Below are 24,940 nucleotides of genomic sequence, written 5' to 3'. Positions count from 1 at the left end.
CGATGCTGTGCGCCAACGTCCGCGTTCTCCTCGGAACGCGGACTCACAAGACGCAGCCAACACAGGAAAAATGGCAGAAAGCGCCGGGGAAAGGCACCGCGACGATGGGATTATGACTTTCGTATTAGGTGCAGTGCGAAGGCGGAGCGAAGCGCTCAGGCCTGCAGCGCTTCGAGCAGGCTGACGGCGGCCATCATATCTCGTTTGCGCGCGGTGCGGCGCGCGACGGCTTCGGCGTCCTGTCCCCACTGGGCGATCTGCCAGTCTTCGTCGACATGGCCGGCGGCCCAGGCTTCCTCGCCGTCGAGCTCGCCGAAATCGACCGCCAGCGCCAGCAGTGCCGAGCCGGTCAGCGACGTCATGACATGAATGGCGGCAAGGCGCAGCGGTTGGGCGCGCTGCGCCAGATGGCTGCCCAGCACGGCAATGGTCTCGCGCGGCTGCTCGACATGGATGATGCCCTCGGCAAGGTTGAAGCGAACCCCGAGCGAAGCGCGCGCCCAGTCGATGACGGGATCCCACTGCTCGTTCTGCCGCTCGACCAGCCCTTGTGGGGCGTCGGCGCGATAGCAGAGCAGGTCCGACGAGGCGAAACGCAGAATGTCTTCCAGCACCGCCTGCGGATCGCTGGCCACGCCATCGATGGCGGTGTTGACAAGCCGCATCACCGGCATCGTCACCGGATTGATCGTCTCGCCCTGTTCGGCGAACTCGCCTGCAACCAGCGTCGCGGCCGCCTGGGTCGGCAGCGCCAGCAACGCCTTGCCCGGGGTGCGCACCGGCCTGCCGTCGAGTTGCACGGCAAAGCCAGCTTCCACCGGCACGATCGAAACCTCCTTGTAGAAGCGCTTGGGCAGCGGCGTCTTCATCTGGATCTGGGCGCGACGCACCGGATCCGGATCGGAAAGATACTTGCCCGCTTCGAGGTCGTTGAGGATATCGCGCATGAAAATCTCTTTCACACCGGCGTCAGCTTGCGCGCCGGCCGGTTGACGATGATCAGGCCCGCCGCGATGAGACCAAGTGCCAGGAAGATGCGAATGGTCAGCGGCTCATTCAAGAACATCGAGCCGCATAAAACACCGAAAACCGGCGAGAGGAAGGTGAAGCTCGACAGGCCGGAGGCCGGATAGCGGCGCAGCAGCCAGAACCACAGCACGTAGGTGAAGGCGACGATATAGATCGCCTGGAAAAGCAGCGCCAATGTCGGCAGCAAGGCTGGATCGCGAACCGGCGGGCCTGCGAGAGGCATCACCAACACGCCAACGACCGCCGCGCCGGCGAGTTGATAGAGCAGCAGCTTCTCCGCGGTTGCCTCGACCAGTTTCGATCGCTTGATGAGGATGTTGGTCAGAGCCCAGAAAAACCCGGAACCAAGGCTCAGGAGATCGCCGAACAGCATGTCTCCGCTACCGCCAAGCTTGTCGGAAAAAACGGTGGCGAGACCCGCAAAGGCCAACAGCAGGCCAAGGAACTTGCGCGTGCTGATCCGTTCGCCGAGCAGGAAGTGGCCGCCGATCAGCATCCAGAACGGCATCGAGTTGACCAGCAGCGTATTTCGGGCAACGGTCGTATGCTCCAGGCCGACATAGAGGCAAAGGAACTCGACGCCGAAAAGCACGCCGACCGCGATGCCGGCCAGCAATGTCCCATCCCTGGCGAACAGCGCGATGCCGCGCCATCGGCACCAGAGGAAAACGCAGAAACCACCAATGACCGAACGCGCGATCGACAGGAAGACCGGGTCGTAGCCGGCATAGGAGATTTTGGCGGCGACGTAGTTCAGCCCCCAGGAAAAGGTCAGGCCGACCATGATGGCGGCGGCGGCCATATCGACAGCGTCGCGCCGATCGAGCGCGTCGGTGGCGCCGCTCACGGTCAATCCTCCGCGCTGGCGTCGTCGAAGCCGATCAGGTTCCAGCTTTGGCGCATGTGCGGCGGCATCGGCGCGGTGACATCGATGACGCCCTTGTCCGGGTGCGGAATAATGATGCGGCGCGCGTGCAGGTGCAGGCGGTTTTGAATGCCGCCGGGAAAATCCCAGTTGGTGTCGGCTTCGAAGTATTTCGGGTCGCCGATGATCGGACAGCCGATATAGGCGGCGTGGACGCGGAGCTGGTGCGTGCGGCCCGTATAAGGCTCCATCTCCAGCCAGGTCATGGTCTGCGCCGCCTGCTCGATGATGCGGTAATAGGACACGGCGTGGTCGGCGCCCTTTTCGCCATGCGCGGCGATGCGCACGCGGTCGCCGTCCGGCGTCGCCTCCTTGATCAGCCAGGTCGAGATCTTGTCCTCGCGCTTGGGCGGCACGCCCTTGACCAGCGCCCAGTAGGTCTTCTTGGTTTCCCGTGCCCGGAACGCCTCGGAGAGCTTCATGGCGGCCAGCCTGGTACGGGCGACGACCAGCACGCCCGACGTATCGCGGTCGAGCCGATGCACCAGCCGCGGCTTCTCGCCCTTCTGGTTGCGCCAGGCTTCCAGCATGTCGTCGACATTGCGCGTGACGCCGGAGCCGCCCTGAACGGCGAGGCCCGCCGGCTTGTTGAAGACGAAGACCTTCGGATCCTCATGGATCAGCATCTTGGCGAGCACATCGGCGTCACCCTGGTTGCGGATCGAGTGGCCTGTGAGCGCGCTCTCGCCCTTCTTGTCCACCTCGAGCGGCGGCACACGCACCATCTGGCCCGGCTCGACGCGGGTGTCGGCCTTGACCCGACCGCCATCGACGCGGATCTGGCCGGAGCGCAACAGCTTCTGCAGATGGCCGAAGCCAAGACCCGGGAAATGGGTCTTGAACCAGCGATCGAGCCGCATGCCCGCCTCGCCGGCCTCCACCGTGATCTGTTCAACGCCTGCCATGTCTTTTTCGCTTATCCGTTTCCCGAGCAGGGCTCTTGGCCTGCGTTTGGCGCGGCAATAGCATTAATGCACGCCGCCCAAAACCATAAAGCACGCCATGGCATGCTTTATGGCAGGCTTCTTGCAAGCCAAAGTCCCAGAAACAGGGCAATGATCGCGCCAATGACGCTTGCAAGCGCGTAACCAAACGCCGGCAACGTGGCGCCCCGCTCCCACAGCGTCGCGAAATCGAGCGAAAAAGCGGAAAAGGTGGTGAAGCCGCCAAGGATGCCGGTGGCGACGAATAGCCTGAGCTCGTTCGATCCGCCGCGGCGCACCAGAACGGCGATGAACAGCCCCATAGCAAAGGAGCCGATGATGTTGATCGCCATCGTGCCCCAGGGATAGTTGGGGCCAACGAGGCGCAGCGCGCCCATACTGGTCAAATGGCGGATGCCGGCACCGATGCCGCCGCCAACGGCAACAAGAAGCAGATTGAACATAGCCGTTACTGCCCCTGAGAGGGCGCCGGCGTCAATCCCTTGGGCTCGGTCAGCGCCAGATCCGCCTGTCGCGGTTCACCAGACAGGTGTTGTCCAGTCCGGATATCTCTTCTTGAATTCGCCGTACAGCGCATTGAGTTCCTGCTGCGTGACTGGACGCATCTGCTCATAGAGATAGCCGGTAACGCCGCCGGACAATTGGTACCGCGCAATGCGCTTGTACGCGGCACCGATGCCTTGCCCGTCAAGAATATATTGGTTCGGAAGCGTGACGCAAATCTGCGCGCCCGGTTGCAGATGAGTAACCGGCGGGTCGGTCACAATCACAAATCTGGATTTCAATGCGTCCGGCTGAAACCGATCACGACTATCCACCTGGCAAATCCAGCCGATATGGGGAACGAGGTCCCGATCCATCCCGAACAACAGCGCGTCGCTCATGACTGCCCCCGAGGCAAAAACCGAAAAGCGATCCTGTGGCCCCATTCTGCCGGCCAGATCATCGATCATGCGCCTGTATTCGGGGAGATTATCGAGATGGAGCGGGAGCGTGGCCTCCCGCGCAAAAAAGAAATCGACCGGAGACAGGAGCTGACGACCTGTCGGGAAAAATGTGCCCAGGAAAGCGAGCCCAGCGGCAACCGCCATGCCTGCGGTCCACCATCGCGATTTCAGCGCCGGCACGGAAACGATCGCGACAATGGCTTGGGCGTATGCAGGGAAAAGCCAAAGGAACATCGGCAGTGAATGATGGGGTTCCGGATCCTGCGTCCGGGTGAAAATCAAAAATGTCAGCAGCGAGGCGATGGCGCAGAACAGGGAGAACCTGTTGCGGCGAGCAATGGAGATGTAAAGCCCGGCAATGATCAGCAGCCAATTCACATAGCTGAGCCGGCTCCCCATTTCACCGAGTTCAGTGCCAAAGGTCGTCTTGTATCCGCTGTAGAGGTCGCCGTAGCTCGTTCCCAGAATTCTGGCGATCAGCGGCAGCTGGAAGTTCAATGCGGTTGCGGTGACAACGAAGATCGCACACAGGCCACCCCCAGCCGCAGCGCGGAATGCCGGAAGATCCCGATCCCTTGCGATCTGCAGCAGGCCCAGGAACGCCGCGGAAAGGGTGACCCCGATAGCGGCGTAGGCGTACCAGCGCCGCAGCATGAAGGCCAACCATAGGCTGGCGCCGACCGATATTCCGCCCACCACCGGTTCGCGGGTCAGGAATTTTGACTTCCACAGGAAATAGGTTGCCGCGGTGAGAGCGAGACAGCCGGCAACATCAGGCATTCCACGCAGTGTCGGCGCCCAGAACGGCGTGTAGAGCACGGCCGCGATCCAAACGGCTGGCCAGCTGCGAGAAGGTGCCTCGGAGACCGCCTCGAGATAACTTATCCTGCCTATGAAAAGAACCGCTGGAACCAGGTAGACCGAGACTATTCCAGCGACGAAGGAAAGCCTCGAACCACCAAAGACGATGTGAAAGGGCATCAACGGCACCAGAATAGCCACACCATAGTCCTGCGTGGCAATGGAGGTACCCACCTGGCTCAGCCAGTTGAAGGGGCTCTCGACCAGGAGCGCGCCCTGCTGGTTGAACACATTGAAATAGGCAGCGTAGTCCCAATAATAGACCGGTTCTTCGAGATTTATGTACGCGGCGCTGATGGCAATGCCTAGCATCGCGGTGCATATGTAGGTTCCCGCCCAGACTCCGAAGGCTTTGTGCTTTGACACTTGGATCCGCCAAGGAAGGAAGAGACAGAACTGCCGAGGGCAGAATCGAGATACCCTGACGAAGCCGGAGCCGTGCGGGCAAATGCGAATCCTGCGACGTAGGTCATATAATGAATTGGCGACGGCCCAAAGAGGCCGAGGGCTGAACCGACGTACGCTGAAGCTGCCCGTCTTGGCAGAGCATGTCTTGTCAGAGCTGGCTTGTCAGAGCATAGCCTGGCCGTCCTCAAACCAATGCACGAGCGCCGGCAGCGGCTCATGGTTTGACGCAATTCCCGACGGAAAGCCGCCTACGTTTCCTGGATTTGCCCTAACGCATTCAAGATGCTGCCGGCCGAGCCGGCAGCATCGATAGGTCTTCAACTCAGGTTTCGACCTTCTTCGGCTTTGTGGAGCCAATCATCTTCCAGTTCTTGTAGAACATCGAATTGATGCGCTCGACGCTCACCGAGACAATGGCGAGAAGCCCCGCGATGAGGCCCGGAAATGGCGACGGCCTGACAATGTCCATGAACACGCAGTAGCGGCGGCCGTCATATTCGTTGACCGAACGATGCAGCAGCGTGTCGTCGAAAATGTAGAGCGGATTGTCATGCCAGTAGTTCCTGGCGTTGTTGCACTCGACGAAAACCTCCGCCTTTACCGGCAGCAGATTGTAGAGAATGCGCAGGCTGAGCCGCAGCGGCCCGAAATGCCAGGAGGTCGATTCCTTGCCCCTGAAGACCGAAACGGCAATGGTCTTGATGTATTTGAAATCCTTGTTGAATTCAGCGACGTTGTCGATCCGGTGCTTGCCGTACCATTGATAGACATACATGCCACGCCGGCCGGTGCCGAAATTGGCGTCGATGTCGGCGATGATCTCGTCCTTGCGCGCCTTGAAGACATCAAGGACCTCGTTGACCTCACGCTGATAGTCGGCGGGAAACTGCTCCAGCTTCCACACGCCCGGATTTCTGTAGCACAGAAGATCGACCAGCAGGTTGAAGGGTGAGAGCAACCAGGTGAAGAGCCCGTTGCCAAGGAAGTAGCCGCTGAACAGCGCCAGATCCTTCCTGTTGTTGCGCAGCACGTCGATCAGGCCACAGACGATGAAGATCGTCGTCAGGATCGGGATGAAATAGAAGCCAAGGGCGAGAAGCGGGATGGCAATGGCGAATTTGCGAAGGGATTTGCGAAGGGTTTTTGTCATTTTTCCACGCGCGACGCGCGATCCTGTTGCGAATGAGGTGCCCAAATCATGGCAACGGCCACCGCCCGACCGTGCGCCTTGATAAGGTTTTTTGGGTCACCGCACAACGGCCATGGTATCCGGCCGGGCTGGCTGCCTGGTGGAGCATGCCGGGCTGTCAATGCACCGCCGGCAAGCCAAGCTCGTTCCATCTATCCCTGGCCACGGGATCGCCGACCAGAAACTCAAAGCCGATGACGCTTTCGTCGTCCTGCGCGAGCTGGCATTTGAACTTCAGGCCGTACCAGTTTTTACCGCTGCGAAAAGCCGCACCATCGGCGGCGATCGTCGTGCCGGTGATCTTTTCCTCGGCGGTTGCGTAGGGCACCACTCGCTCCGGCTGGAAATCCGCGCGCCATTGGCGGATCTGATCCATGGCCTCCAGATTGCAAAGCTGCACCATGCGCTCGTCGGACGCGAAGGTCTCGAGATCGGCGCGGGCCTGCTTGCTGCGCGGATCGGCGAGCGTCTTGGCCGACAGCATCCGCGTCGGGCGAATCATGGCCGGCGCGGCGGGAGACTGACGAGCGCTTGGCGCCGCCACCGGTGCCTCAGGCATAGGCGCGCTGGGCGCCTCCTCAGCGGGCGATGAAGGGGGTCTTGTCGAAGCCTCGAACTGCTGCGGCGTCAGGATGGTGACAGACACGCGCTCCTCCTCCTCGGGCCGGCTCGGGGGCTTCGGCAGTGGCATCAACATAACCGTGGCGGCGAGCAGCGCGTGCAGGAGAACCGAAGTCGAAATCCCCCAAGGCGAGGCCTCGTTTCGCACCGCCAAGGCCACCGGACTCCGCAAGCCAGCTATTCCCGCTCTTTGCGCAGCTTTGCCCAGTAGTCGAGCCGCTTCCTGATATCGCGCTCGAAACCACGTTCGGGCGGATCGTAGAAGGTCTGTCGACCCATTTTTTCGGGAAAATAGTCCTGGCCTGAAAAGGCGTCCGGCTCATCATGGTCGTAACGGTAGCCGGCGCCGTAATCCTCCTCTTTCATCAGCTTGGTCGGCGCGTTGAGGATATGCTTGGGCGGCAGCAGCGAGCCATGTTCCTTCGCGGCCCGCGTGGCTGCCTTGAAGGCTGTATAGACGGCGTTGGATTTCGGCGCGGTGGCGAGATAGACGGTGGCCTCGGCGAAAGCGAGCTCGCCCTCGGGAGAGCCGAGATAGTCATAGGCATCCTTGGCGGCGTTGGCGACGACCAGTGCCTGCGGATCGGCCAGCCCGATGTCCTCCATCGCCATACGCACCAGCCGGCGGCCAAGATAGAGCGGATCCTCGCCGGCATCGAACATGCGCGCCAGATAGTAGAGCGCGGCATCCGGATCCGAGCCGCGCACCGACTTGTGCAGCGCCGAGATCAGATTGTAATGGCCATCCTGGCCCTTGTCGTAGATCGGCGCACGGCGCTGGACGATGCGCTGTAGCCCTTCGGGATCGAATATCTCGCCAGGCTTGGCTGCACGCCAGACTTCCTCGGCCAATGTCAGCGATGCGCGTCCGTCGCCATCGCTCATGCGGATCAGCATCGCCCGCGCCTCGTCATCGAGCGGCAGCGCCCTACCCTCCGTCTCCTCCGCCCTTATCATCAGCTTGGCGATGCTGTCTTCGCCGAGCGAATGGAAGACCATGACCCGTGCGCGCGACAACAAGGCCGCGTTGAGTTCGAAGGATGGATTTTCGGTGGTGGCGCCAACCAGGACCACCGTCCCATCCTCCATGACGGGGAGGAAAGAATCCTGCTGGGCGCGGTTGAAGCGGTGAATCTCGTCAACGAAGAGCAGCGTCTGGCGCCCGTTGGCGCGGCGCAGCTTGGCCGCCTCGAACACTTTCTTCAGATCGGCGACGCCGGAAAACACGGCCGATATCTGCTCGAAGGCAAGGCTGGTTTCGCCGGCAAGCAGCCTTGCCACCGTGGTCTTGCCGGTGCCGGGCGGACCCCAGAAGATCATCGATCCCAGCGAACCGGAACCGATCAGCCGGGTCAGCGCGCCATCGGGACCCGTCAGATGCTCCTGGCCAACGACCTCGCCGAGGTTTTTCGGACGCAACCTGTCTGCCAGCGGCCGCCCGGGCGGCACCTTTTCCGGTTCATCGACACTGAACAGATCGGCCATGCACTTCTTTTGGTTTGGAGCGCGATCCCTTCAGATCGAACTCAGTAACGCAACACCTGGCGCAGTATCTGCCCGCCGCGCTCGACGGTAAAGCGCCACCAGCGCGTATCCTGCTGGGCTACCTGCGCCAGCGTTGCGGCGGTGTCGATGCTGGTGCCGTTGACCTCGCGCACGATGTCGCCCGGCTGGAAACCGAAATCGGCGGCCGGCGAATCACGGTTGATGTCGATCACCGTCACGCCCTTGAGGTCCGTGCGCAGGCCGAGCTTCTGGGCAAGCCGCGGCGACAGTTCCGAGACCTTGGCGCCCGAGAACGGGCTGCGGCCATGCAGCGTCACCTCCGAGGCTTTCGCACCCTCCGGCGCCCGCTCCAGCGCGATATCCATCGCTGCCTGCTGGCCCTTGGTCAGGATCGCGAAATTCGCCTTGGTGCCGATCGACAGCGTCGCCATGCGATAGTCGAGCGCCTCGATGCTCTCGACCGGCTTGCCATTGATCTGCAGCACGACATCGCCCGGCTTCAGTCCTGCCTTGCCGGCGGGGCCTGCCGCGTCGACGGACGAGACCAGCGCCCCGGTCGGCTTTTCCATGCCGAGCGATTCCGCGATCTGCGGTGTCACTGCTTCGAACTCGGCGCCGATATAGGGCCGTTCGAAGAAATCGAGGCCGGCCTTGGCGGCATCGGCGAAAGCCCGCACCATGTTGGCTGGGATCGCAAAGCCGATACCGATCGAGCCGCCGCTGCGGCTGTAGATGGCGGTGTTGATGCCGACCAGTTGGCCGCCCATGTTGATCAGCGCGCCGCCGGAATTACCGGGATTGATGGCGGCGTCGGTCTGGATGAAATAGCCCGAGTCCGAGACGCCGATATGGCTGCGCGCAAGGGCGGAAACGATGCCGCTGGTGGTGGTCTGGCCGACGCCGAAGGGATTGCCGATGGCCAGCACCAGGTCGCCGACTTCGAGCGCGTCGGAATCGCCGATGGCGATCACCGGGAACGGCTTGTCGGACTCAATCTTGAGCACGGCAAGGTCGAGCGTTTCGTCCTTCAGCATCACCTTGCTGGCGAATTCACGGCCATCGGCGGTCGCCACCTTGACCTCGTCGGCGTCCTTGATGACGTGGAAATTGGTGACGATGACACCGCTCGGGTCAACGAGCACACCCGAGCCCAGGGAAGACTGAGCACGCGGCTGGGCGCGGCCGAAAAACTCCTCGAAGAACGGATCGCCTTCGAAAGGCGATGTCACCTTGGCTGTCTGCGAGGCATAGACATTGACCACGGCCGGCGCGGTCTGCTTGACCAGAGGCGCGAACGACAATTGCACTTCCTCACGACCGAACGGCACGCGCTTGTCCGGGCCTGAAGTGGCATTCTCGCCTTCAACGCCATGCAGCAGGTCGGTCAGCACATCGGAGAGCCCCGGATCGGCGGGCTTGGCGGCGTCCTCGGCCAGCGCCTGCCGGACTGCCGGTGCGGCTGCGAACACCATGAAGGCGCAAAGCAGAACAAGGGACAGTCTTTTGGCGAGCATTCGCGAATCCTCCAAGGCGAGTTCGGGCGCATTGTCCCGACGAATGTGCAAAATGAAAGGCTAAGCCGCTGAAATCCGATTATTTTCGCGCCAATCAATAGTTTTGGGCACGGCCTGGCGCGCACAGAATATGAAAAAGGGGCCCGCAGGCCCCTTTAATTCAATCTGGAAAGACGAAGCCTTATGCGGCCGCGGCTTCGTCCGTGCCTTCCGCCTCAAGGCGGGCGCGGTCGCCGGCGCCCTTGGCGTCGGTGTCGCGGTCGACGAACTCGATGACGGCCATCGCGGCATTGTCGCCGTGACGGAAGCCCGCCTTCATGATGCGCAGGTAGCCGCCGTTGCGGGTGGCATAGCGCGGGGCGATGGTGTCGAACAGGCGCTTGACGACGCCTTCATTGCCGATCTGCGCGATCACCTGGCGGCGGGCGTGCAGGTCGCCGCGCTTGCCGAGCGTGACCAGCTTCTCGACGATCGGACGCAGGTCCTTCGCCTTCGGCAAGGTGGTGACGATCTGCTCGTGCTCGAGCAGCGACACCGCCAGGTTGGCGAACATCGACTTGCGGTGGCTTATGCTGCGGGCGAAGCGGCGGCCTTTGAAACCGTGGCGCATGGCTCTTTTCCTTCTTCAGTTGTTCAAGAGGCCACGGCCTCTGATGGCTTTCCGCATGACCGTCGGATCGAGCGGCTCACGCCGCCGATCCTTGGAGTTCATGCTCAATATTGGTCTTCGTAACGCTTGGCGAGGTCTTCGATGTTTTCCGGCGGCCAGTCCGGCACTTCCATACCGAGGTGCAGGCCCATAGCCGCCAGCACTTCCTTGATCTCGTTCAGCGACTTGCGGCCGAAGTTCGGGGTGCGCAGCATCTCGGCTTCGGTCTTCTGGATGAGATCGCCGATGTAGACGATGTTGTCGTTCTTCAGGCAGTTGGCCGAACGCACCGAAAGCTCGAGTTCGTCGACCTTCTTGAGCAGCGCCGGGTTGAAGGCGAGCTCGGTGACGGCTTCGGCGGCGACTTCCTTCTGCGGCTCGTCGAAGTTGACGAACAGGCCAAGCTGGTCCTGCAGGATGCGGGCGGCGAAAGCCACCGCGTCCTCGCCCGAGATCGAGCCATCGGTCTCGATGGTCATGGTCAGCTTGTCATAGTCGAGAACCTGGCCCTCACGGGTGTTCTCGACCTTGTAGGAGACCTTCTTGACCGGCGAATAGAGGCTGTCGACCGGGATCAGGCCAATCGGCGCGTCCTCGGCGCGATTGCGCTCGGCCGGCACGTAACCCTTGCCGGTGTCGACGGTGAATTCCATGCGGATTTCAGCGCCTTCGTCCAGCGTGCAGATGACGTGGTCGGGGTTGAGGATCTCGACGTCGCCAACCGTCTGGATGTCGCCGGCGAGAACCGCACCCGGGCCCTGCTTGCGCACGACCATGCGCTTGGGGCCGTCGCCTTCCATGCGGATGGCGATTTCCTTGATGTTCAAGACGATGTCGGTCACGTCCTCACGCACACCGGCGATGGACGAGAATTCATGCAGGACGCCGTCGATCTGCACGGCGGTGACAGCCGCACCGCGCAGCGAAGACAGAAGCACGCGGCGCAGCGCGTTGCCGAGGGTAAGACCAAAGCCACGCTCGAGCGGCTCGGCGACCAGCGTGGTCAGGGTCTTCTTCTTCGACGAGAACTCGATCTTGTTCGGCTTGATCAGTTCCTGCCAATTTTTCTGGATCATGATGCTTTCCTTCCGTTGACCCGCCACCATCCAATCGTGGCGGGCGACCTGGAATACCGTGGAGGAACGCTTTCGTGAGCGTTCGCGCGGCGTTCAATAATGTTAGACGCGGCGCTTCTTGCGCGGGCGGCAGCCATTGTGCGGGATCGGCGTCACATCACGGATCGAGGTGATGGTGAAGCCGGCCGCCTGCAGGGCGCGCAGCGCCGATTCACGACCCGAGCCCGGTCCGCAGACCTCGACTTCGAGCATGCGCATGCCGTGTTCCTGGGCCTTCTTGGCAACGTCCTCGGCAGCCATCTGGGCGGCGAACGGGGTCGACTTGCGCGAACCCTTGAAGCCCTGGGCACCGGCCGACGACCAGGCGATCGAATTGCCCTGCGCGTCAGTGATGGTGATCATCGTGTTGTTGAAGGTCGAATTGACGTGGGCAACGCCCGACGAAATGTTCTTGCGTTCGCGGCGGCGAACACGTGCGGCTTCCTTGGCCATGGTAGTCCTTTCAGTTGATCTCTACACCGCCGTAATGCCAGCGGCTCCACCTTGATAAGCGAGTAGTCAGTAGCCGATAGCGAATAGGGCCCCTACTCGCTATCGGCTACTCGCCATTCGCTCACTTACTTCTTCTTGCCGGCAATCGACTTGGCCGGGCCCTTGCGGGTACGTGCATTGGTATGGGTGCGCTGACCGCGAACCGGCAGCGAGCGGCGGTGACGCAGGCCGCGGTAGCAGCCGAGATCCATCAGACGCTTGATGTTCATCGACACTTCGCGGCGCAGGTCGCCTTCGACCTGGTAATCGCGGTCGATGGTCTCGCGGATCTGCAGCACTTCCGCGTCGGTCAGCTGGTTGACGCGGCGCTCGGCCGGGATGCCGACCTTGTCGACGATCTCCTGGGCGAACTTCTTGCCAATGCCGTGAATGTACTGAAGCGCGATGACGACGCGCTTGTTGGTCGGAATGTTGACGCCGGCTATACGAGCCATGTTCTTCTCTTCTCCATGTGGACCGGACAACCTTCAACAAGGTAGATCCCGGCGCTGTTCAAATTTCCCCGCGTCCGGTGGAGGCCGGCCCTTGCGGGAGTTTCCAGTTCAAAGCGACTGCCTTGCCCTTGCGGACAAGCAAAGTGCGCACCTGATAGGAAGACGGGCCGCCATACCGCAGCGAACCGTCTCCGTCAAGATTAATCTTTAAATTCCCTTACCGCGCCTTCGCGGCCGCTGCCAGCACGGTCTCGATCTCGGCGGTCACCGCGTCGATACTGGCCATGCCGTCCACAGTCTTGAGCTTGCCCTTGGCATAGTAGTAGCCGGTCAGCGGAGCGGTCTTCTTGTAGTACTCCCGCAGGCGCTCTTCGAACACAGCGGGATTGTCGTCCTTGCGCACCGGCTGGCCGGCGGCCTTGGCATCATCGGCGCGCTTGACGATGCGGCCGACCAAAGCCCTGTCATCGACGACCAGTTCGATAACCGTATCGAGACCAATGCTGCGCTCCGAGAGCATCGATTCAACCGCATCGGCCTGCACAAGCGTACGCGGGTAGCCGTCGAGGATGAATCCTTTGGCGCAGTCGGCCTGATCGATACGTTCTGCGACGATGGCGTTGACGATGGCGTCGGATACCAGTTCTCCGGCATCCATCACCGCCTTGGCGCGCTTGCCGACCTCGGTACCCGCCTGGACGGCGGCACGCAGCATGTCACCCGTCGAGAGCTGGGGAATGCCGTGTTTTTCTACCAGTCTTTGTGCTTGTGTCCCCTTGCCCGCCCCCGGCGGCCCAAGCAAAATCAACCTCATCTGGCTTTCTTCCCCCCGCGCAGCTTCGACTTCTTGATCAGGCCTTCATACTGGTGCGCGATCAGATGACCCTGAATCTGCGCAACCGTATCGAGCGTGACACTGACCACGATCAGAAGCGATGTGCCACCAAGGTAGAATGGTACGCCAGTCGCCGAGATCAGGAACTCCGGCAGCAGGCACACCAGCACCAGATAGATGGCGCCGACGACGGTGATGCGGGTGAGAACGTAATCGATGTAATCGGCGGTGCGCTCGCCCGGACGATAGCCCGGGATGAAGCCCGAATGCTTCTTGAGCTGGTCGGCGGTGTCCTTCGGGTTGAAGACAATCGCAGTGTAGAAGAAGGCGAAGAACACGATCATCGCCGCGTAGAATGCCATGTAGAGCGGCTGGCCGTGGCCGAGCGAGGCCAGGATGGTGCTCGCCCAGGCCGGCATGTTGGTCGTCTGCGAGAAGCCGGCGACGGTGGCCGGCAGCAGGAGAAGCGACGACGCGAAGATCGGCGGGATGACGCCCGACGTGTTGAGCTTGAGCGGCAAATGCGAGGTATCGCCCTGGAACATGCGGTTGCCGACCTGGCGCTTCGGATACTGGATCAGCAGGCGGCGCTGGGCGCGCTCGAAAAAGACGATGAGCGCGATGACGACGATGGCCAGCACGATGATCGCCAGGATCAGGCCGGTCGACAGGGCGCCGGTGCGGCCGAGTTCCAGCGTGCCGGAAATGGCGTGCGGAAGACCAGCGACGATGCCGGAGAAAATGATGAGCGAGATACCGTTACCGATGCCGCGCGCGGTGATCTGCTCGCCGAGCCACATCAGGAACATGGTGCCGCCGACCAGCGTGACGACGGTGGAGATGCGGAAGAACATGCCGGGGTCGCTGACGATGCCGTTGCCGTTCTCCAGCCCCACCGAAATGCCGTAGGCCTGCACCAGCGCCAGCAGCACGGTGCCGTAGCGCGTGTACTGGTTGATGACCTTGCGGCCCTGCTCGCCTTCCTTCTTCAGCGCTTCCAGCGAGGGAATGACCGATGTCATCAACTGCATGATGATGGAAGCGGAGATGTAGGGCATGATGCCAAGCGCAAAGATCGCCATGCGCTGCACGGCGCCGCCGGCGAACATGTTGAACATGCCGAGCACGCCCTTGCTCTGCGAGGAGAAGGCCTGGGCGAAGGCATCGGGATTGATGCCGGGAAGCGGGATGTAGGTGCCGAGGCGATAGACGAGCAACGCGCCGATGGTGAACCAGATGCGTTTCTTCAGGTCCTCCGCCTTGGCGAAGGCCGAGAAATTCAGATTCGAGGCTAGTTGTTCAGCTGCCGAAGCCATGCCTGATTCTCCGCTTGGTAACGCTTGATGGCCCGTGAGGTCAGGCGGTGCGTTTCACCGAAGCTCACGAGATAAGCTCCGGGCTGTAAACATGCAAGCGGCCGCGTTGACGCGGCCGCTAAATTGAGCAGATCAAAGCGCGATCGAAAGCAAAAACGGATGCCACTCTTGCCGACCGCGCTTCAAATTGCCGTTACTCGGCAGCTGCCTTTTCCGGCAGCTTGACCGACCCACCGGCCTTTTCGATCTTCTCGATCGCGGCCTTGGAGGCGCCAGCGACGTCGAAGGCGAGCTTGGCCTTGAGTTCGCCATCGGACAGCACGCGCACGCCATCCTTGACGCGACGGATGACGCCGGCGGCGACAAGCGCCTCGGCCGTCACGGTCGCCTTGGCGTCGAGCTTCTTGGCATCGACGGCTTCCTGGATGCGGGCCAGCGAGACGACAACGAAGCTCTTGGCGAAGATGTTGTTGAAGCCACGCTTCGGCAGGCGCCTGTAAAGCGGCATCTGGCCACCCTCGAAGCCGTTGACGGCAACGCCGGAGCGCGCCTTCTGGCCCTTGACGCCGCGACCGGCGGTCTTGCCCGAACCGGAGCCGATACCGCGGCCGAGACGCTTCTTGGAGTGCGTCGCGCCGTCCTTGTCACGCAGATCGTTGAGTTTCATCTTGCTTCTCCTGCGCTTTGGCTCAGCCCTCGTCCACAACGCGGACGAGATGCTGGACGGCGGCGATCATGCCGCGCACGGAGGGCGTATCTTCCAGCGTGCGCTGCTTGTGCATCTTGTTGAGGCCGAGGCCGACCAGCGTCGCGCGCTGTTCCTTCGGACGGCGGATCGGCGAGCCGATCTGCTCAACGGTGATGGTCTTGGTTGCTTTCTTGGCCATGGTCAAAATCCCTGGTCAGATCGACTATTCTTCAGCCGCAACGGCGGTGCCGCGGCGGGCCTGAAGGGTCGAATACTTGATGCCGCGCGCGGCAGCCACATCCTTGGGATGCATCTGGCTCTTCAGCGCGTCGAAGGTGGCGCGAACCATGTTGTAGGGGTTCGACGACCCCATCGACTTGGCGACCACGTCATGCATGCCGAGCGTCTCGAAGACAGCGCGCATCGGGCCGCCGGCGATGATGCCGGTACCCTGCTTGGCGGCGCGCAGCAGAACGCGGCCCGCACCCCAGCGCCCTTCGACGTCGTGATGCAGCGTGCGGCCCGAGCGCAGCGGCACGAAGATCATGTCGCGCTTGGCCGATTCGGTCGCCTTGCGGATGGCTTCCGGCACTTCGCGCGCCTTGCCATGACCGAAGCCGACGCGGCCCTTCTGGTCGCCGACGACGACGAGCGCGGCGAAGCCGAAGCGGCGGCCACCCTTGACGACCTTGGCGACGCGATTGATGTGGACGAGCTTGTCCACCATGCCGTCATCGCGTTCTTCACGCTCGCGGCCGCGGCCGCCTTCCCTACGTTCCTGTGCCATATCCTGTTCCTTGTTCTTTTCCGGAAGCACGGGTTGCTGATTGCCGGCGCCACTTTGGGTCGCCGACGGTGAAAAATCAGAAGCTGAGACCGCCTTCGCGGGCAGCCTCGGCCAGCGCCTTGACGCGGCCGTGATAGATGTACGGGCCACGGTCGAAAACGACTTCCTTGATGCCGGCCTTGGTGGCGCGCTCGGCGATCAGCTTGCCGATTGCGGCGGCGGCGGCGGTATCGGCGCCGGTCTTGAGCGACCCCTTGAGGTCCTTCTCGAGCGTCGAGGCGGCAGCGATGGTGTGGCCCTTGGCGTCATCGATCACCTGAACGTAGATGTTCTTCGACGTGCGGTGCACCGAAAGACGCGGACGTTCGCCGGCGACTTTCTTGATCTGGCGACGGACGCGTTGCGCACGGCGCTGGATGGCTTCCTTGGTACCCATGATGTCTTCCTTGCCTTCAAAAAACGGGGGCCGTCATATGCGGTAGGCGAAGCGCCTCCCGCGACCGCTCCCCGCGGCGTTCCACTTCCGTGGCTTGGTCCTGTCCGAAAAGTCCGCGACTTTTCCAAGCCAAGCCGATTACTTCTTCTTGCCTTCCTTGCGGACGATCTTCTCGCCAGCGTAACGGACGCCCTTGCCCTTGTAAGGCTCGGGACCGCGGTATTCGCGGATCTCCGCGGCAACCTGGCCCACCTGCTGCTTGTCGATGCCGGCCACGGTGATTTCGGTCGGCTTCGGCACGGTGATCGTGATGCCGGCCGGCGTCTCGTAGACGACATCATGGCTGAAGCCAAGAGCCAGCTGCAGGTTCTTACCCTGCAAAGCGGCGCGATAGCCGACGCCGGTGATCTCGAGCTTCTTCTCGAAGCCGTCCTTCACACCCTGCAGGATGTTGACGATCTGCGTGCGCGACATGCCCCACTTGGAGCGGGCGGTCTTGGTCTGGTCGCGCGGCTGGACAGCGATCTCGCTGCCTTCCATCTTGACCAGCACTTCGTCGTTCACCACGAACTTCAGCTCGCCCTTGGGGCCCTTCGCCGTCACGGTCTGGCCGTTGACGGTCGCGGTCACGCCCTGCGGCAGCGAAACGGGTTTCTTTCCAATACGAGACATTTTGTTGTCCTCGTCACTTCTCTTGTTTCAGGTCTCTGTCTTCGGAACGATCCGAAGACCGGATTCCAATTTGCGGTGAGCTGCCAGATCAGAAGATCTGGCAGAGGATCTCGCCGCCGACGTTCTGCTCGCGTGCTTCGTGGTCGGCCATCACGCCCTTCGGTGTCGAAAGGATGGCGATGCCGAGGCCGTTGGCGACGTGCGGGATCGACTTGGCCGAAACGTAAACGCGGCGGCCGGGCTTCGAAACGCGGGCGATTTCGCGCACGACCGGAGCACCGTCGAAATACTTCAGCTCGATTTCGATCTCGGACTTGCCGTTGTCGAAGTCGGTCTGGCTGTAATCGCGGATATAGCCTTCAGCCTTCAGCACGTCGAGGACGCGGGTGCGCAGACGCGAGGCCGGCGTCGAGACACTCGACTTCTTGCGGCCATAGGCGTTGCGGATGCGGGTCAGCATATCGCCGAGAGGATCGCTCAATGACATGTTATGTCCTCCTTACCAGCTCGACTTGACCAGGCCCGGAATCTGGCCGTTGTTGCCGAGATCCCGAAGCGCGATGCGCGATACTTTGAGCTTGCGATAATAGGCCCGCGGACGGCCGGTGACTTCGCAGCGGTTGCGGATGCGGATCTTGGCCGAGTTGCGCGGCAGGGCAGCAAGCTTCAGCTGAGCGCGGAAGCGCTCTTCCATCGGCTTGGACTGATCCATGATGATCGCCTTCAGCGCAGCGCGCTTGGGACCGTACTGGTCGGCAAGCTTGCGGCGCCTGTTGTTCTTCTCGACTGAGCTGGTCTTTGCCATTTCAGATTTTTCCTTTTCTCGCTGCCGTTACTGGCGGAAGGGGAAGTTGAAAGCCTTGAGCAAAGCCCTGGCTTCGTCGTCCGTCTTCGCAGTCGTACAAACGATGACGTCCATGCCCCAGATCTGATCAACCTTGTCGTAGTTGATCTCCGGGAACACGATGTGCTCCTTGATGCCCATGGCGTAGTTGCCACGGCCATCGAAGCTCTTGGGGTTCAGTCCGCGGAAGTCGCGGACGCGCGGCAGCGCGATGTTCACGAGGCGGTCGAGGAACTCGTACATACGTTCCTTGCGCAGCGTGACCTTGGCGCCGATCGGCATGTTCTCGCGGACCTTGAAGCCAGCGATCGAATTGCGGGCGCGGGTGACGACGGCCTTCTGGCCGGCGATCATCGCCAGATCTTCGGCCGCGACCGAAGGCTTCTTCGAATCTGCGGTCGCTTCGCCGACACCCATGTTCAGCACGATCTTGTCGAGGCGCGGAACCTGCATGTCGTTGTCGTAGCCGAACTGCTCCTGCAGCGCCTTGCGAATGGTCTCGTTGTAGACCTGCTTGAGGCGCGGCGTGTTGTTGGCAGTCGCCTGCTTGGTTTGAGCCTTAGCCATTGATGACTTCTCCCGAGCGCTTGGCGACGCGCACCTTCTTGCCGTCCTTCTGGAAGATGAAACCGACGCGGGTCGGCTTGCCATCCTTCGGGTCGGCCAGCGCGATGTTCGACAGCTGGATCGGCGCTTCCTTGGTAATGATCCCGCCCTCTTGGGACTGGGACTGCTTCTGGTGACGACGGATCATGTTGACGCCGCGCACCAACGCGGTGTCATCCTTCGGCTGAACCGAAAGGACTTCGCCCGAACGGCCCTTGTCCTTGCCGGCCAGCACGACGACCTTGTCGCCTTTTCTAATCTTTTGCATTGGTCCGGCTCCTTACAGCACTTCAGGCGCGAGCGAGATGATCTTCATGTGGTTCTTGGCGCGAAGTTCGCGCGGAACCGGTCCGAAGATACGCGTGCCGATCGGCTCTTTCTTGTTGTCGACGAGAACGGCCGCGTTCTTGTCGAAACGGATCACGCTGCCGTCCGGGCGGCGGATGTCCTTGGCCGTGCGAACCACGACCGCCTTCATCACATCGCCCTTCTTAACGCGGCCGCGCGGAATGGCTTCCTTGATCGACACCACGATGATGTCGCCCACGGAAGCGTATTTCCGCTTCGAGCCGCCCAGCACCTTGATGCACATGACACGACGCGCACCGGAATTATCCGCCACGTCGAGGTTTGTTTGCATCTGAATCATGACTGGCCGCCTTCTTCTTTTCTAACGGGACGGGCTCGAAGCCCCTCCCCGGTCTGTCCAAAATTCGTTTGTTTACGCCTGGTCCGAGGATACGACGATCCAGCGCTTATCCTTGGAAATCGGCTTCGATTCCTGGATGAACACCTGATCGCCGACCTTGTGGGCGTTGTTCTCGTCGTGCGCCTTGTACTTCTTGGTCATGCGCACGGTCTTCTTCATCACGGGATGCGTGAAGCGCCGTTCGACCTTGACGACAACCGTCTTCTCGTTCTTGTCGCTGACGACGGTGCCCTGCAGAATGCGCTTTGGCATGGTTTTCGTCCTTAAGCCTTCTTGGCCGCGGACTTTTCCGCAGCGATGGTCTTGATACGCGCAATGTCCTTACGAACCTGCCTCACGCGCGCGGTCTTCTCGAGCTGGCCGGTGGCCTTCTGGAAGCGCAGGTTGAACTGCTCCTTCTTCAGGCTGGCCAGGTCGTCGGTCAGCTGGTCCTGGGTCTTGGTCCGGATGTCTTCGGCTTTCATGATCAGCCCGTCCTTATTCTGCGATGCGCTGTACGAAGCGCGTCCTGACCGAGAGCTTGGCCGCGCCGAGACGCAGCGCCTCACGGGCGGTTTCTTCATTGACGCCGTCGATCTCGAACATGATGCGGCCCGGCTTGACGCGCGCCGCCCAGTAGTCGACCGCGCCCTTGCCCTTGCCCATGCGGACTTCGGTCGGCTTCGACGTGACCGGCACGTCCGGGAAAATACGGATCCAGACGCGGCCAGCGCGTTTCATTTCGCGAGTGATCGCGCGGCGGGCCGCCTCGATCTCACGCGCGGTGACGCGGTTCGGCTCAAGCGCCTTCAGCCCGAAACCACCGAAATCCAGGTTGGTGCCGCCCTTTGCGGTACCATGGATGCGGCCCTTGAACTGCTTGCGGAACTTTGTGCGCTTTGGCTGCAGCATCGTTCTAACTCCAAATTCCTAAATGTCTCAGGCGTTTTCGCGACGACGACCGCGTTCGCGATCACCACCACCGCCATGCGCGGCATCACCCTCGGTCGCACGACGCTCCGAAGCCATCGGATCGTGCTCGAGGATCTCGCCCTTGAATACCCAGACCTTGACGCCGCAAATGCCATAGGCCGTATTCGCCTCGGCCGTGCCGTAGTCGACATCGGCGCGCAGCGTATGCAGCGGCACGCGACCTTCACGGTACCATTCCATGCGCGCGATCTCGGCGCCGCCAAGACGGCCGGCGCAGTTGATGCGGATGCCTTCGGCACCGAGGCGCATGGCCGACTGCACGGCACGCTTCATGGCGCGGCGGAACGCGATGCGGCGCTCGAGCTGCTGGGCGATCGACTGGGCGACCAGGGTCGCGTCGATTTCCGGCTTGCGCACTTCGACGATGTTGAGGTGCGTCTCGGACTTCGTCATCTCCATCAGCTTCTTGCGAAGCTTCTCGATGTCGGCGCCCTTCTTGCCAATGATCAGACCCGGGCGCGCGGCATGGATGGTGACGCGGCACTTCTTGTGCGGGCGCTCGATCACGACCTTGGAGATCGCAGCCTGCTTGAGTTCCTTCTCAAGATACTTGCGGATCTTGATGTCCTCATGCAGCAGCTTGCCGTACTCGCCGGTGTTCGCGAACCAGCGCGAATCCCAGGTGCGGTTGATGCCGAGGCGAAGACCGATCGGATTGACTTTCTGGCCCATTATGCGGCCTCCCCTTTTTCTTCGACTTCACGAACGACGATCGTGAGGTGCGAGAACGGCTTCTCGATACGGCTGGCGCGACCGCGGCCACGAGCGTGGAACCGCTTCATGACGATCGACTTGCCGACATAGGCTTCCGCCACGATCAGCGCATCGACGTCGAGGTCGTGGTTGTTTTCCGCGTTGGCGATTGCCGATTCCAGCGTCTTCTTGACCGTGCCGGAAATCCGCTTGGCCGAGAATTCGAGATCGGAAAGCGCTGTCGCGACCTTCTTGCCGCGGATCAGCGCGGCAACCAGGTTCAGCTTCTGCGGGCTGATACGGATCGTGCGCAACACGGCGCGCGCTTCGTTGTCAGCAAGCCTGCGCGGAGCTTTGGCCTTGCCCATGATTATTTCCTCTTCGCCTTCTTATCCGCGCCGTGACCGTAATAGGTCCGCGTCGGAGCGAATTCACCGAACTTGTGACCGACCATGTCCTCGTTCACCGCGACGGGAACGTGCTTCTGGCCGTTGTAGACACCGAAGGTGAAGCCGACGAACTGCGGCAGGATGGTGGAGCGACGGCTCCACATCTTGATCACCTCATTGCGACCACCTTCACGAACCTTATCCACCTTCTTGAGAAGGTAGCCGTCGATGAAGGGGCCTTTCCAAATAGAACGAGTCACTTGGCGTTACCTCTTCTTAGCTCTTGCGCTGATGGCGCGAGCGCAGGATGAACTTGTCGGTCGCCTTGTTGGACCGCGTCTTCTTGCCTTTGGTCGGCTTGCCCCACGGGCTGACCGGATGACGGCCACCGGAGGTGCGGCCTTCGCCGCCGCCGTGCGGATGGTCGACCGGGTTCATGGTCACGCCGCGATTGTGCGGACGCTTGCCGCGCCAAACCGTGCGGCCGGCCTTGCCGTCGTTGATGTTGCCGTGGTCCGGATTGGACACGGCACCGACGGTGGCCATGCAGGAGCCGTGAACGACACGCTGCTCACCCGAGTTGAGGCGCAGGATCGCCATGCCCTGGTCACGGCCGACCAGCTGGCCGTAACCACCCGCGGAGCGGGCAACCTGGGCGCCCTTGCCCGGCTTCAGCTCGATGTTGTGGACGATGGTGCCAACCGGCATCGAGGCCAGCGGCATCGCGTTGCCCGGCTTCACGTCGACGGCTTCGCCCGCCACGATCTTGTCGCCGGGAGCCAGGCGCTGCGGAGCGATGATGTAGGACAGCTCACCATCATCATACTTGATCAGCGCGATGAAGGCGGTGCGGTTCGGATCGTATTCGATGCGCTCGACCGTGCCGACGACGTCGAACTTGCGGCGCTTGAAGTCGATGATGCGGTACGAACGCTTGTGACCGCCGCCGATGAAGCGGGCCGTGATGCGGCCGTAATTGTTGCGGCCGCCCGACTTGGTCAGGCCTTCGGTCAGGCCCTTGACGGGCTTGCCCTTGTAGAGGCCCGAGCGGTCGACGATGACCAGCTGGCGGGTGCTCGGCGTTATCGGGTTGAATTTCTTAAGTGCCATTGTCCTGTCCTCGCGGCCTTGCTCAGAGACCCGTCGCGACGTCGATCGACTGGCCGTCGGCCAGCGTCACAATCGCCTTCTTGACGTCGCTCTGGCGGCCGATCGTGCCGCGGAAGCGCTTGATCTTGCCCTTGCGGACAAGCGTGTTCACGGCCATCACCTTGACGCCGAACAGCGCTTCGACGGCGGCCTTGATTTCCGGCTTCGACGCCTTCTTGGCGACGTTGAAGACGACCTGGTTCTGCTCGGAGGCCATGGTCGACTTTTCGGTGATCGCCGGCGAGACGATCACGTCGTAGTGACGAAGGTCGGTCATTTAAAGCGCTCCTCGAGAGCCTCGACGGCGGCCTTCGAAAGGACCAGCGTGCCGCGGCGCAGAATGTCGTAGACGTTGATGCCCTGGATGGGCAGCACGTCGATGTTGGGGATGTTGCTGGCTGCCAGCTTGAAGTTCTTGTCAAGCTCGGCGCCGCCAATCACCAGGGCGTTGGTCAGGCCCAGCGTCGCGAAATTCGCGATCAGCGCCTTCGTCTTGGCCTCGGTCAGCTTCAGCTCGTCGACGATGATGATCGACGCGCTCTTGGCCTTGGCCGAGAGAGCATGCTTGAGGCCAAGCGCACGAACCTTCTTGGGCAGTTCATGCTCATGGCTGCGAACGACCGGGCCGTGGGCCTTGCCGCCGCCGCGGAACTGCGGAGCGCGTGCCGAGTGGTGACGGGCGCGGCCCGTACCCTTCTGCTTGTACATTTTGGCGCCGGTGCGCGCGATTTCGGCGCGACCCTTGGCCTTGTGCGTGCCCTGCTGCTTCTTGGCCAGCTGCCAGCGCACGACGCGCTGCAGGATGTCCTCGCGCGGATCAAGGCCGAAAATTCCGTCGGAAAGTTCCACCTTGCCGGCGTCTTTACCGCCGAGCGTTGTGATCTTGAGATCCATTATTCCGCTCCCTCTGTGGCCGGAGCCTCGTTCTTCGCAGCTGCCGCAACAGCGCGGATCGCGGCGGGCTTCGGCGCATTGGCCGGCAGCGCCACCTTGGCCGCGTCGCGGACCAGGATCCAGGCGCCCTTCGATCCGGGAACCGCACCGCGGATCAGGATCAGGCCGCGGTCGGCGTCGGTCGAGACGATCTCGACATTCTGCGTGGTGACCCTGGTGTCGCCCATGTGGCCAGCCATGTGCTTGCCCTTGAACACCTTGCCCGGGTCCTGACGCTGGCCGGTCGAACCGTGTGTACGGTGCGATACCGAGTTACCGTGCGTCGCGCGACCACCACCCATGTGGTGACGCTTGATGACGCCCTGGAAACCCTTGCCGATCGTCGTGCCCGTCACATCGACCTTCTGGCCGGCGACAAAGTGCTCGACGGTGATCTCGGCGCCAACATCGATCATGTTGTCGGCGGAGACGCGGAACTCGGCGACCTTCGCCTTAGGCTCGACGGAAGCGGTCGCGAAATGGCCGCGCATCGCCTTCGACGTGTTCTTCACCTTGGCGAGGCCAACGCCGAGCTGAACGGCGGTGTAGCCATTCTTCTCCTGCGTGCGCTGTGCCACGACCTGGCAGTTCTCCATCTGGAGAACGGTGACGGGAACATGTTCCCCGGCATCATTATAGATGCGGGTCATTCCCACCTTCTTTGCAATCACACCTGAACGCATCGGTTCAATTCCTTTAGAGTTCCGGGCCAGGGACACCGCCCCTTACCGCGCTCTCATTCCCTTAGAGCTTGATCTCGACGTCGACGCCGGCGGCCAGATCGAGCTTCATCAAAGCATCGACGGTCTGCGGGGTCGGATCGACGATGTCGAGCAGACGCTTGTGCGTGCGCATCTCGAACTGCTCGCGGCTCTTCTTGTCGACGTGAGGCGACCGGTTGACCGTGAACTTTTCGATCCGCGTCGGCAGCGGAATGGGGCCGCGGACGTTTGCACCAGTGCGCTTGGCCGTCGACACGATTTCCTTCGTCGAGGCGTCGAGCACGCGGTGATCAAACGCCTTCAGGCGGATGCGGATATTCTGTCCGTTCATGCGTCACTTCCTTGTTCTGGCGCGGCGCGGGCAACTCCGGCGCCCGCGACAGATCGGTTTAAGTCCAAATTACTCTTTGATGGTGACGACGATGCCGGCACCGACGGTGCGGCCGCCTTCACGGATGGCGAAGCGCAGCTTCTCTTCCATGGCGATCGGCACGATCAGCTCGACATCGACCGTGATGTTGTCGCCAGGCATCA

Annotated in this window: 36 protein-coding genes and 1 pseudogene; all 37 read right to left on the bottom strand. The window is 62.0% G+C overall.

The window, feature by feature from the left end; genetic code table 11:
- Positions 1 to 155: 155 nt before the first annotated feature.
- Entirely contained in the window at positions 156 to 947 is a 792-nt protein-coding gene (locus tag EN850_RS04650; protein WP_136090700.1) for an ATP12 family chaperone protein, read from the bottom strand.
- A gap of 11 nt (positions 948 to 958) precedes the next feature.
- The gene (locus EN850_RS04645) at positions 959 to 1,831 is read right to left on the bottom strand and encodes a DMT family transporter (protein ID WP_189524082.1); all 873 of its coding nucleotides are present in this window, start codon (positions 1,829 to 1,831) and stop codon (positions 959 to 961) included.
- Between the two features lie 47 nt (positions 1,832 to 1,878).
- Entirely contained in the window at positions 1,879 to 2,859 is a 981-nt protein-coding gene (locus EN850_RS04640) for an RluA family pseudouridine synthase (protein ID WP_135880295.1), read from the bottom strand.
- 107 nt (positions 2,860 to 2,966) lie between these two features.
- Positions 2,967 to 3,341 carry a fluoride efflux transporter CrcB gene (gene crcB / locus EN850_RS04635; RefSeq protein ID WP_135867739.1) on the bottom strand — a complete coding sequence of 125 codons (375 nt, stop codon included), beginning with the start codon at positions 3,339 to 3,341 and terminating at the stop codon, positions 2,967 to 2,969.
- A 75-nt stretch (positions 3,342 to 3,416) separates the two neighbouring features.
- Complete coding sequence (locus tag EN850_RS04630; RefSeq protein ID WP_136090699.1) at positions 3,417 to 5,072, bottom strand: hypothetical protein; 1,656 nt, start codon at positions 5,070 to 5,072, stop codon at positions 3,417 to 3,419.
- Positions 5,073 to 5,436: 364 nt separating this feature from the next.
- Positions 5,437 to 6,264 (bottom strand): aspartyl/asparaginyl beta-hydroxylase domain-containing protein, encoded by an 828-nt coding sequence (locus EN850_RS04625; RefSeq protein ID WP_136090698.1) that lies wholly within the window; start codon positions 6,262 to 6,264, stop codon positions 5,437 to 5,439.
- A gap of 157 nt (positions 6,265 to 6,421) precedes the next feature.
- Entirely contained in the window at positions 6,422 to 6,949 is a 528-nt protein-coding gene (locus EN850_RS04620) for a DUF930 domain-containing protein (RefSeq protein WP_246689145.1), read from the bottom strand.
- 152 nt (positions 6,950 to 7,101) lie between these two features.
- Positions 7,102 to 8,409, bottom strand: coding sequence for a replication-associated recombination protein A (locus EN850_RS04615; RefSeq protein WP_127279756.1), 1,308 nt, complete (start codon positions 8,407 to 8,409; stop codon positions 7,102 to 7,104).
- Between the two features lie 41 nt (positions 8,410 to 8,450).
- Entirely contained in the window at positions 8,451 to 9,944 is a 1,494-nt protein-coding gene (locus EN850_RS04610; RefSeq protein ID WP_135915582.1) for a DegQ family serine endoprotease, read from the bottom strand.
- A gap of 181 nt (positions 9,945 to 10,125) precedes the next feature.
- Positions 10,126 to 10,554, bottom strand: coding sequence for a 50S ribosomal protein L17 (gene rplQ, locus EN850_RS04605; RefSeq protein ID WP_127279754.1), 429 nt, complete (start codon positions 10,552 to 10,554; stop codon positions 10,126 to 10,128).
- Positions 10,555 to 10,658: 104 nt separating this feature from the next.
- A complete protein-coding gene (locus EN850_RS04600; protein ID WP_006205443.1) occupies positions 10,659 to 11,669 on the bottom strand; it encodes a DNA-directed RNA polymerase subunit alpha in 1,011 nt (336 codons plus the stop codon).
- A gap of 102 nt (positions 11,670 to 11,771) precedes the next feature.
- Complete coding sequence (rpsK, locus tag EN850_RS04595; RefSeq protein WP_006205444.1) at positions 11,772 to 12,161, bottom strand: 30S ribosomal protein S11; 390 nt, start codon at positions 12,159 to 12,161, stop codon at positions 11,772 to 11,774.
- A 125-nt stretch (positions 12,162 to 12,286) separates the two neighbouring features.
- On the bottom strand, positions 12,287 to 12,655 hold the full coding sequence (gene rpsM, locus EN850_RS04590; protein ID WP_006205445.1) for a 30S ribosomal protein S13: 369 nt from the start codon (positions 12,653 to 12,655) through the stop codon (positions 12,287 to 12,289).
- 217 nt (positions 12,656 to 12,872) lie between these two features.
- Positions 12,873 to 13,469, bottom strand: a complete 597-nt coding sequence (locus tag EN850_RS04585) for an adenylate kinase (RefSeq protein ID WP_127281107.1) — start codon at positions 13,467 to 13,469, stop codon at positions 12,873 to 12,875.
- Positions 13,466 to 14,806: a preprotein translocase subunit SecY gene (secY, locus tag EN850_RS04580; RefSeq protein ID WP_015317976.1), complete on the bottom strand. Its 1,341-nt coding sequence runs from the start codon at positions 14,804 to 14,806 to the stop codon at positions 13,466 to 13,468. Before secY ends, EN850_RS04585 begins: the two co-directional genes overlap by 4 nt.
- A gap of 193 nt (positions 14,807 to 14,999) precedes the next feature.
- Positions 15,000 to 15,473: a 50S ribosomal protein L15 gene (rplO, locus tag EN850_RS04575; protein WP_095775807.1), complete on the bottom strand. Its 474-nt coding sequence runs from the start codon at positions 15,471 to 15,473 to the stop codon at positions 15,000 to 15,002.
- 22 nt (positions 15,474 to 15,495) lie between these two features.
- Positions 15,496 to 15,693: a 50S ribosomal protein L30 gene (gene rpmD / locus EN850_RS04570; protein WP_006205449.1), complete on the bottom strand. Its 198-nt coding sequence runs from the start codon at positions 15,691 to 15,693 to the stop codon at positions 15,496 to 15,498.
- A gap of 24 nt (positions 15,694 to 15,717) precedes the next feature.
- Complete coding sequence (gene rpsE / locus EN850_RS04565) at positions 15,718 to 16,281, bottom strand: 30S ribosomal protein S5 (RefSeq protein WP_032933400.1); 564 nt, start codon at positions 16,279 to 16,281, stop codon at positions 15,718 to 15,720.
- Positions 16,282 to 16,357: 76 nt separating this feature from the next.
- Positions 16,358 to 16,717: a 50S ribosomal protein L18 gene (gene rplR / locus EN850_RS04560; protein ID WP_027145576.1), complete on the bottom strand. Its 360-nt coding sequence runs from the start codon at positions 16,715 to 16,717 to the stop codon at positions 16,358 to 16,360.
- Positions 16,718 to 16,855: 138 nt separating this feature from the next.
- Positions 16,856 to 17,389: a 50S ribosomal protein L6 gene (rplF, locus tag EN850_RS04555; RefSeq protein WP_013895694.1), complete on the bottom strand. Its 534-nt coding sequence runs from the start codon at positions 17,387 to 17,389 to the stop codon at positions 16,856 to 16,858.
- A gap of 88 nt (positions 17,390 to 17,477) precedes the next feature.
- Positions 17,478 to 17,876, bottom strand: coding sequence for a 30S ribosomal protein S8 (gene rpsH / locus EN850_RS04550; protein ID WP_006205453.1), 399 nt, complete (start codon positions 17,874 to 17,876; stop codon positions 17,478 to 17,480).
- A 12-nt stretch (positions 17,877 to 17,888) separates the two neighbouring features.
- Complete coding sequence (gene rpsN / locus EN850_RS04545) at positions 17,889 to 18,194, bottom strand: 30S ribosomal protein S14 (protein WP_010909282.1); 306 nt, start codon at positions 18,192 to 18,194, stop codon at positions 17,889 to 17,891.
- A 27-nt stretch (positions 18,195 to 18,221) separates the two neighbouring features.
- Positions 18,222 to 18,800 (bottom strand): 50S ribosomal protein L5, encoded by a 579-nt coding sequence (gene rplE / locus EN850_RS04540; RefSeq protein WP_127278265.1) that lies wholly within the window; start codon positions 18,798 to 18,800, stop codon positions 18,222 to 18,224.
- Positions 18,793 to 19,107, bottom strand: a complete 315-nt coding sequence (gene rplX / locus EN850_RS04535) for a 50S ribosomal protein L24 (protein WP_006205456.1) — start codon at positions 19,105 to 19,107, stop codon at positions 18,793 to 18,795. Before rplX ends, rplE begins: the two co-directional genes overlap by 8 nt.
- Before the next feature lie 12 nt (positions 19,108 to 19,119).
- Positions 19,120 to 19,488, bottom strand: coding sequence for a 50S ribosomal protein L14 (gene rplN / locus EN850_RS04530; RefSeq protein WP_006205457.1), 369 nt, complete (start codon positions 19,486 to 19,488; stop codon positions 19,120 to 19,122).
- A gap of 72 nt (positions 19,489 to 19,560) precedes the next feature.
- Positions 19,561 to 19,800: a 30S ribosomal protein S17 gene (gene rpsQ / locus EN850_RS04525; protein WP_010909280.1), complete on the bottom strand. Its 240-nt coding sequence runs from the start codon at positions 19,798 to 19,800 to the stop codon at positions 19,561 to 19,563.
- An 11-nt stretch (positions 19,801 to 19,811) separates the two neighbouring features.
- Positions 19,812 to 20,012, bottom strand: coding sequence for a 50S ribosomal protein L29 (gene rpmC / locus EN850_RS04520; protein ID WP_006205459.1), 201 nt, complete (start codon positions 20,010 to 20,012; stop codon positions 19,812 to 19,814).
- Positions 20,013 to 20,025: 13 nt separating this feature from the next.
- A complete protein-coding gene (gene rplP, locus EN850_RS04515) occupies positions 20,026 to 20,439 on the bottom strand; it encodes a 50S ribosomal protein L16 (protein ID WP_006205460.1) in 414 nt (137 codons plus the stop codon).
- A gap of 27 nt (positions 20,440 to 20,466) precedes the next feature.
- Positions 20,467 to 21,192 (bottom strand): 30S ribosomal protein S3, encoded by a 726-nt coding sequence (gene rpsC, locus EN850_RS04510; protein WP_013895697.1) that lies wholly within the window; start codon positions 21,190 to 21,192, stop codon positions 20,467 to 20,469.
- Positions 21,192 to 21,581 carry a 50S ribosomal protein L22 gene (rplV, locus tag EN850_RS04505; RefSeq protein ID WP_006205462.1) on the bottom strand — a complete coding sequence of 130 codons (390 nt, stop codon included), beginning with the start codon at positions 21,579 to 21,581 and terminating at the stop codon, positions 21,192 to 21,194. Before rplV ends, rpsC begins: the two co-directional genes overlap by 1 nt.
- A gap of 2 nt (positions 21,582 to 21,583) precedes the next feature.
- On the bottom strand, positions 21,584 to 21,862 hold the full coding sequence (gene rpsS / locus EN850_RS04500; protein WP_027044977.1) for a 30S ribosomal protein S19: 279 nt from the start codon (positions 21,860 to 21,862) through the stop codon (positions 21,584 to 21,586).
- Between the two features lie 16 nt (positions 21,863 to 21,878).
- Complete coding sequence (gene rplB, locus EN850_RS04495) at positions 21,879 to 22,712, bottom strand: 50S ribosomal protein L2 (RefSeq protein ID WP_127278266.1); 834 nt, start codon at positions 22,710 to 22,712, stop codon at positions 21,879 to 21,881.
- A gap of 22 nt (positions 22,713 to 22,734) precedes the next feature.
- Complete coding sequence (locus EN850_RS04490; RefSeq protein WP_010909275.1) at positions 22,735 to 23,028, bottom strand: 50S ribosomal protein L23; 294 nt, start codon at positions 23,026 to 23,028, stop codon at positions 22,735 to 22,737.
- Entirely contained in the window at positions 23,025 to 23,645 is a 621-nt protein-coding gene (rplD, locus tag EN850_RS04485; protein WP_136090697.1) for a 50S ribosomal protein L4, read from the bottom strand. The genes EN850_RS04490 and rplD overlap by 4 nt, the downstream gene beginning before the upstream one ends.
- Positions 23,645 to 24,367: a 50S ribosomal protein L3 gene (gene rplC, locus EN850_RS04480; RefSeq protein WP_023757978.1), complete on the bottom strand. Its 723-nt coding sequence runs from the start codon at positions 24,365 to 24,367 to the stop codon at positions 23,645 to 23,647. Before rplC ends, rplD begins: the two co-directional genes overlap by 1 nt.
- A gap of 61 nt (positions 24,368 to 24,428) precedes the next feature.
- The gene (rpsJ, locus tag EN850_RS04475) at positions 24,429 to 24,737 is read right to left on the bottom strand and encodes a 30S ribosomal protein S10 (RefSeq protein WP_010909272.1); all 309 of its coding nucleotides are present in this window, start codon (positions 24,735 to 24,737) and stop codon (positions 24,429 to 24,431) included.
- 69 nt (positions 24,738 to 24,806) lie between these two features.
- Positions 24,807 to 24,940 (bottom strand): annotated as a pseudogene (gene tuf, locus EN850_RS04470) (elongation factor Tu); the annotation flags it as partial.

This window comes from Mesorhizobium sp. M8A.F.Ca.ET.207.01.1.1 (assembly GCF_004794715.1).
Classification (GTDB): Bacteria; Pseudomonadota; Alphaproteobacteria; order Rhizobiales; family Rhizobiaceae; genus Mesorhizobium.
The sequence above is the reverse complement of the archived record's forward strand: the minus strand, read 5'-3'. Positions and strand labels throughout refer to the sequence as shown.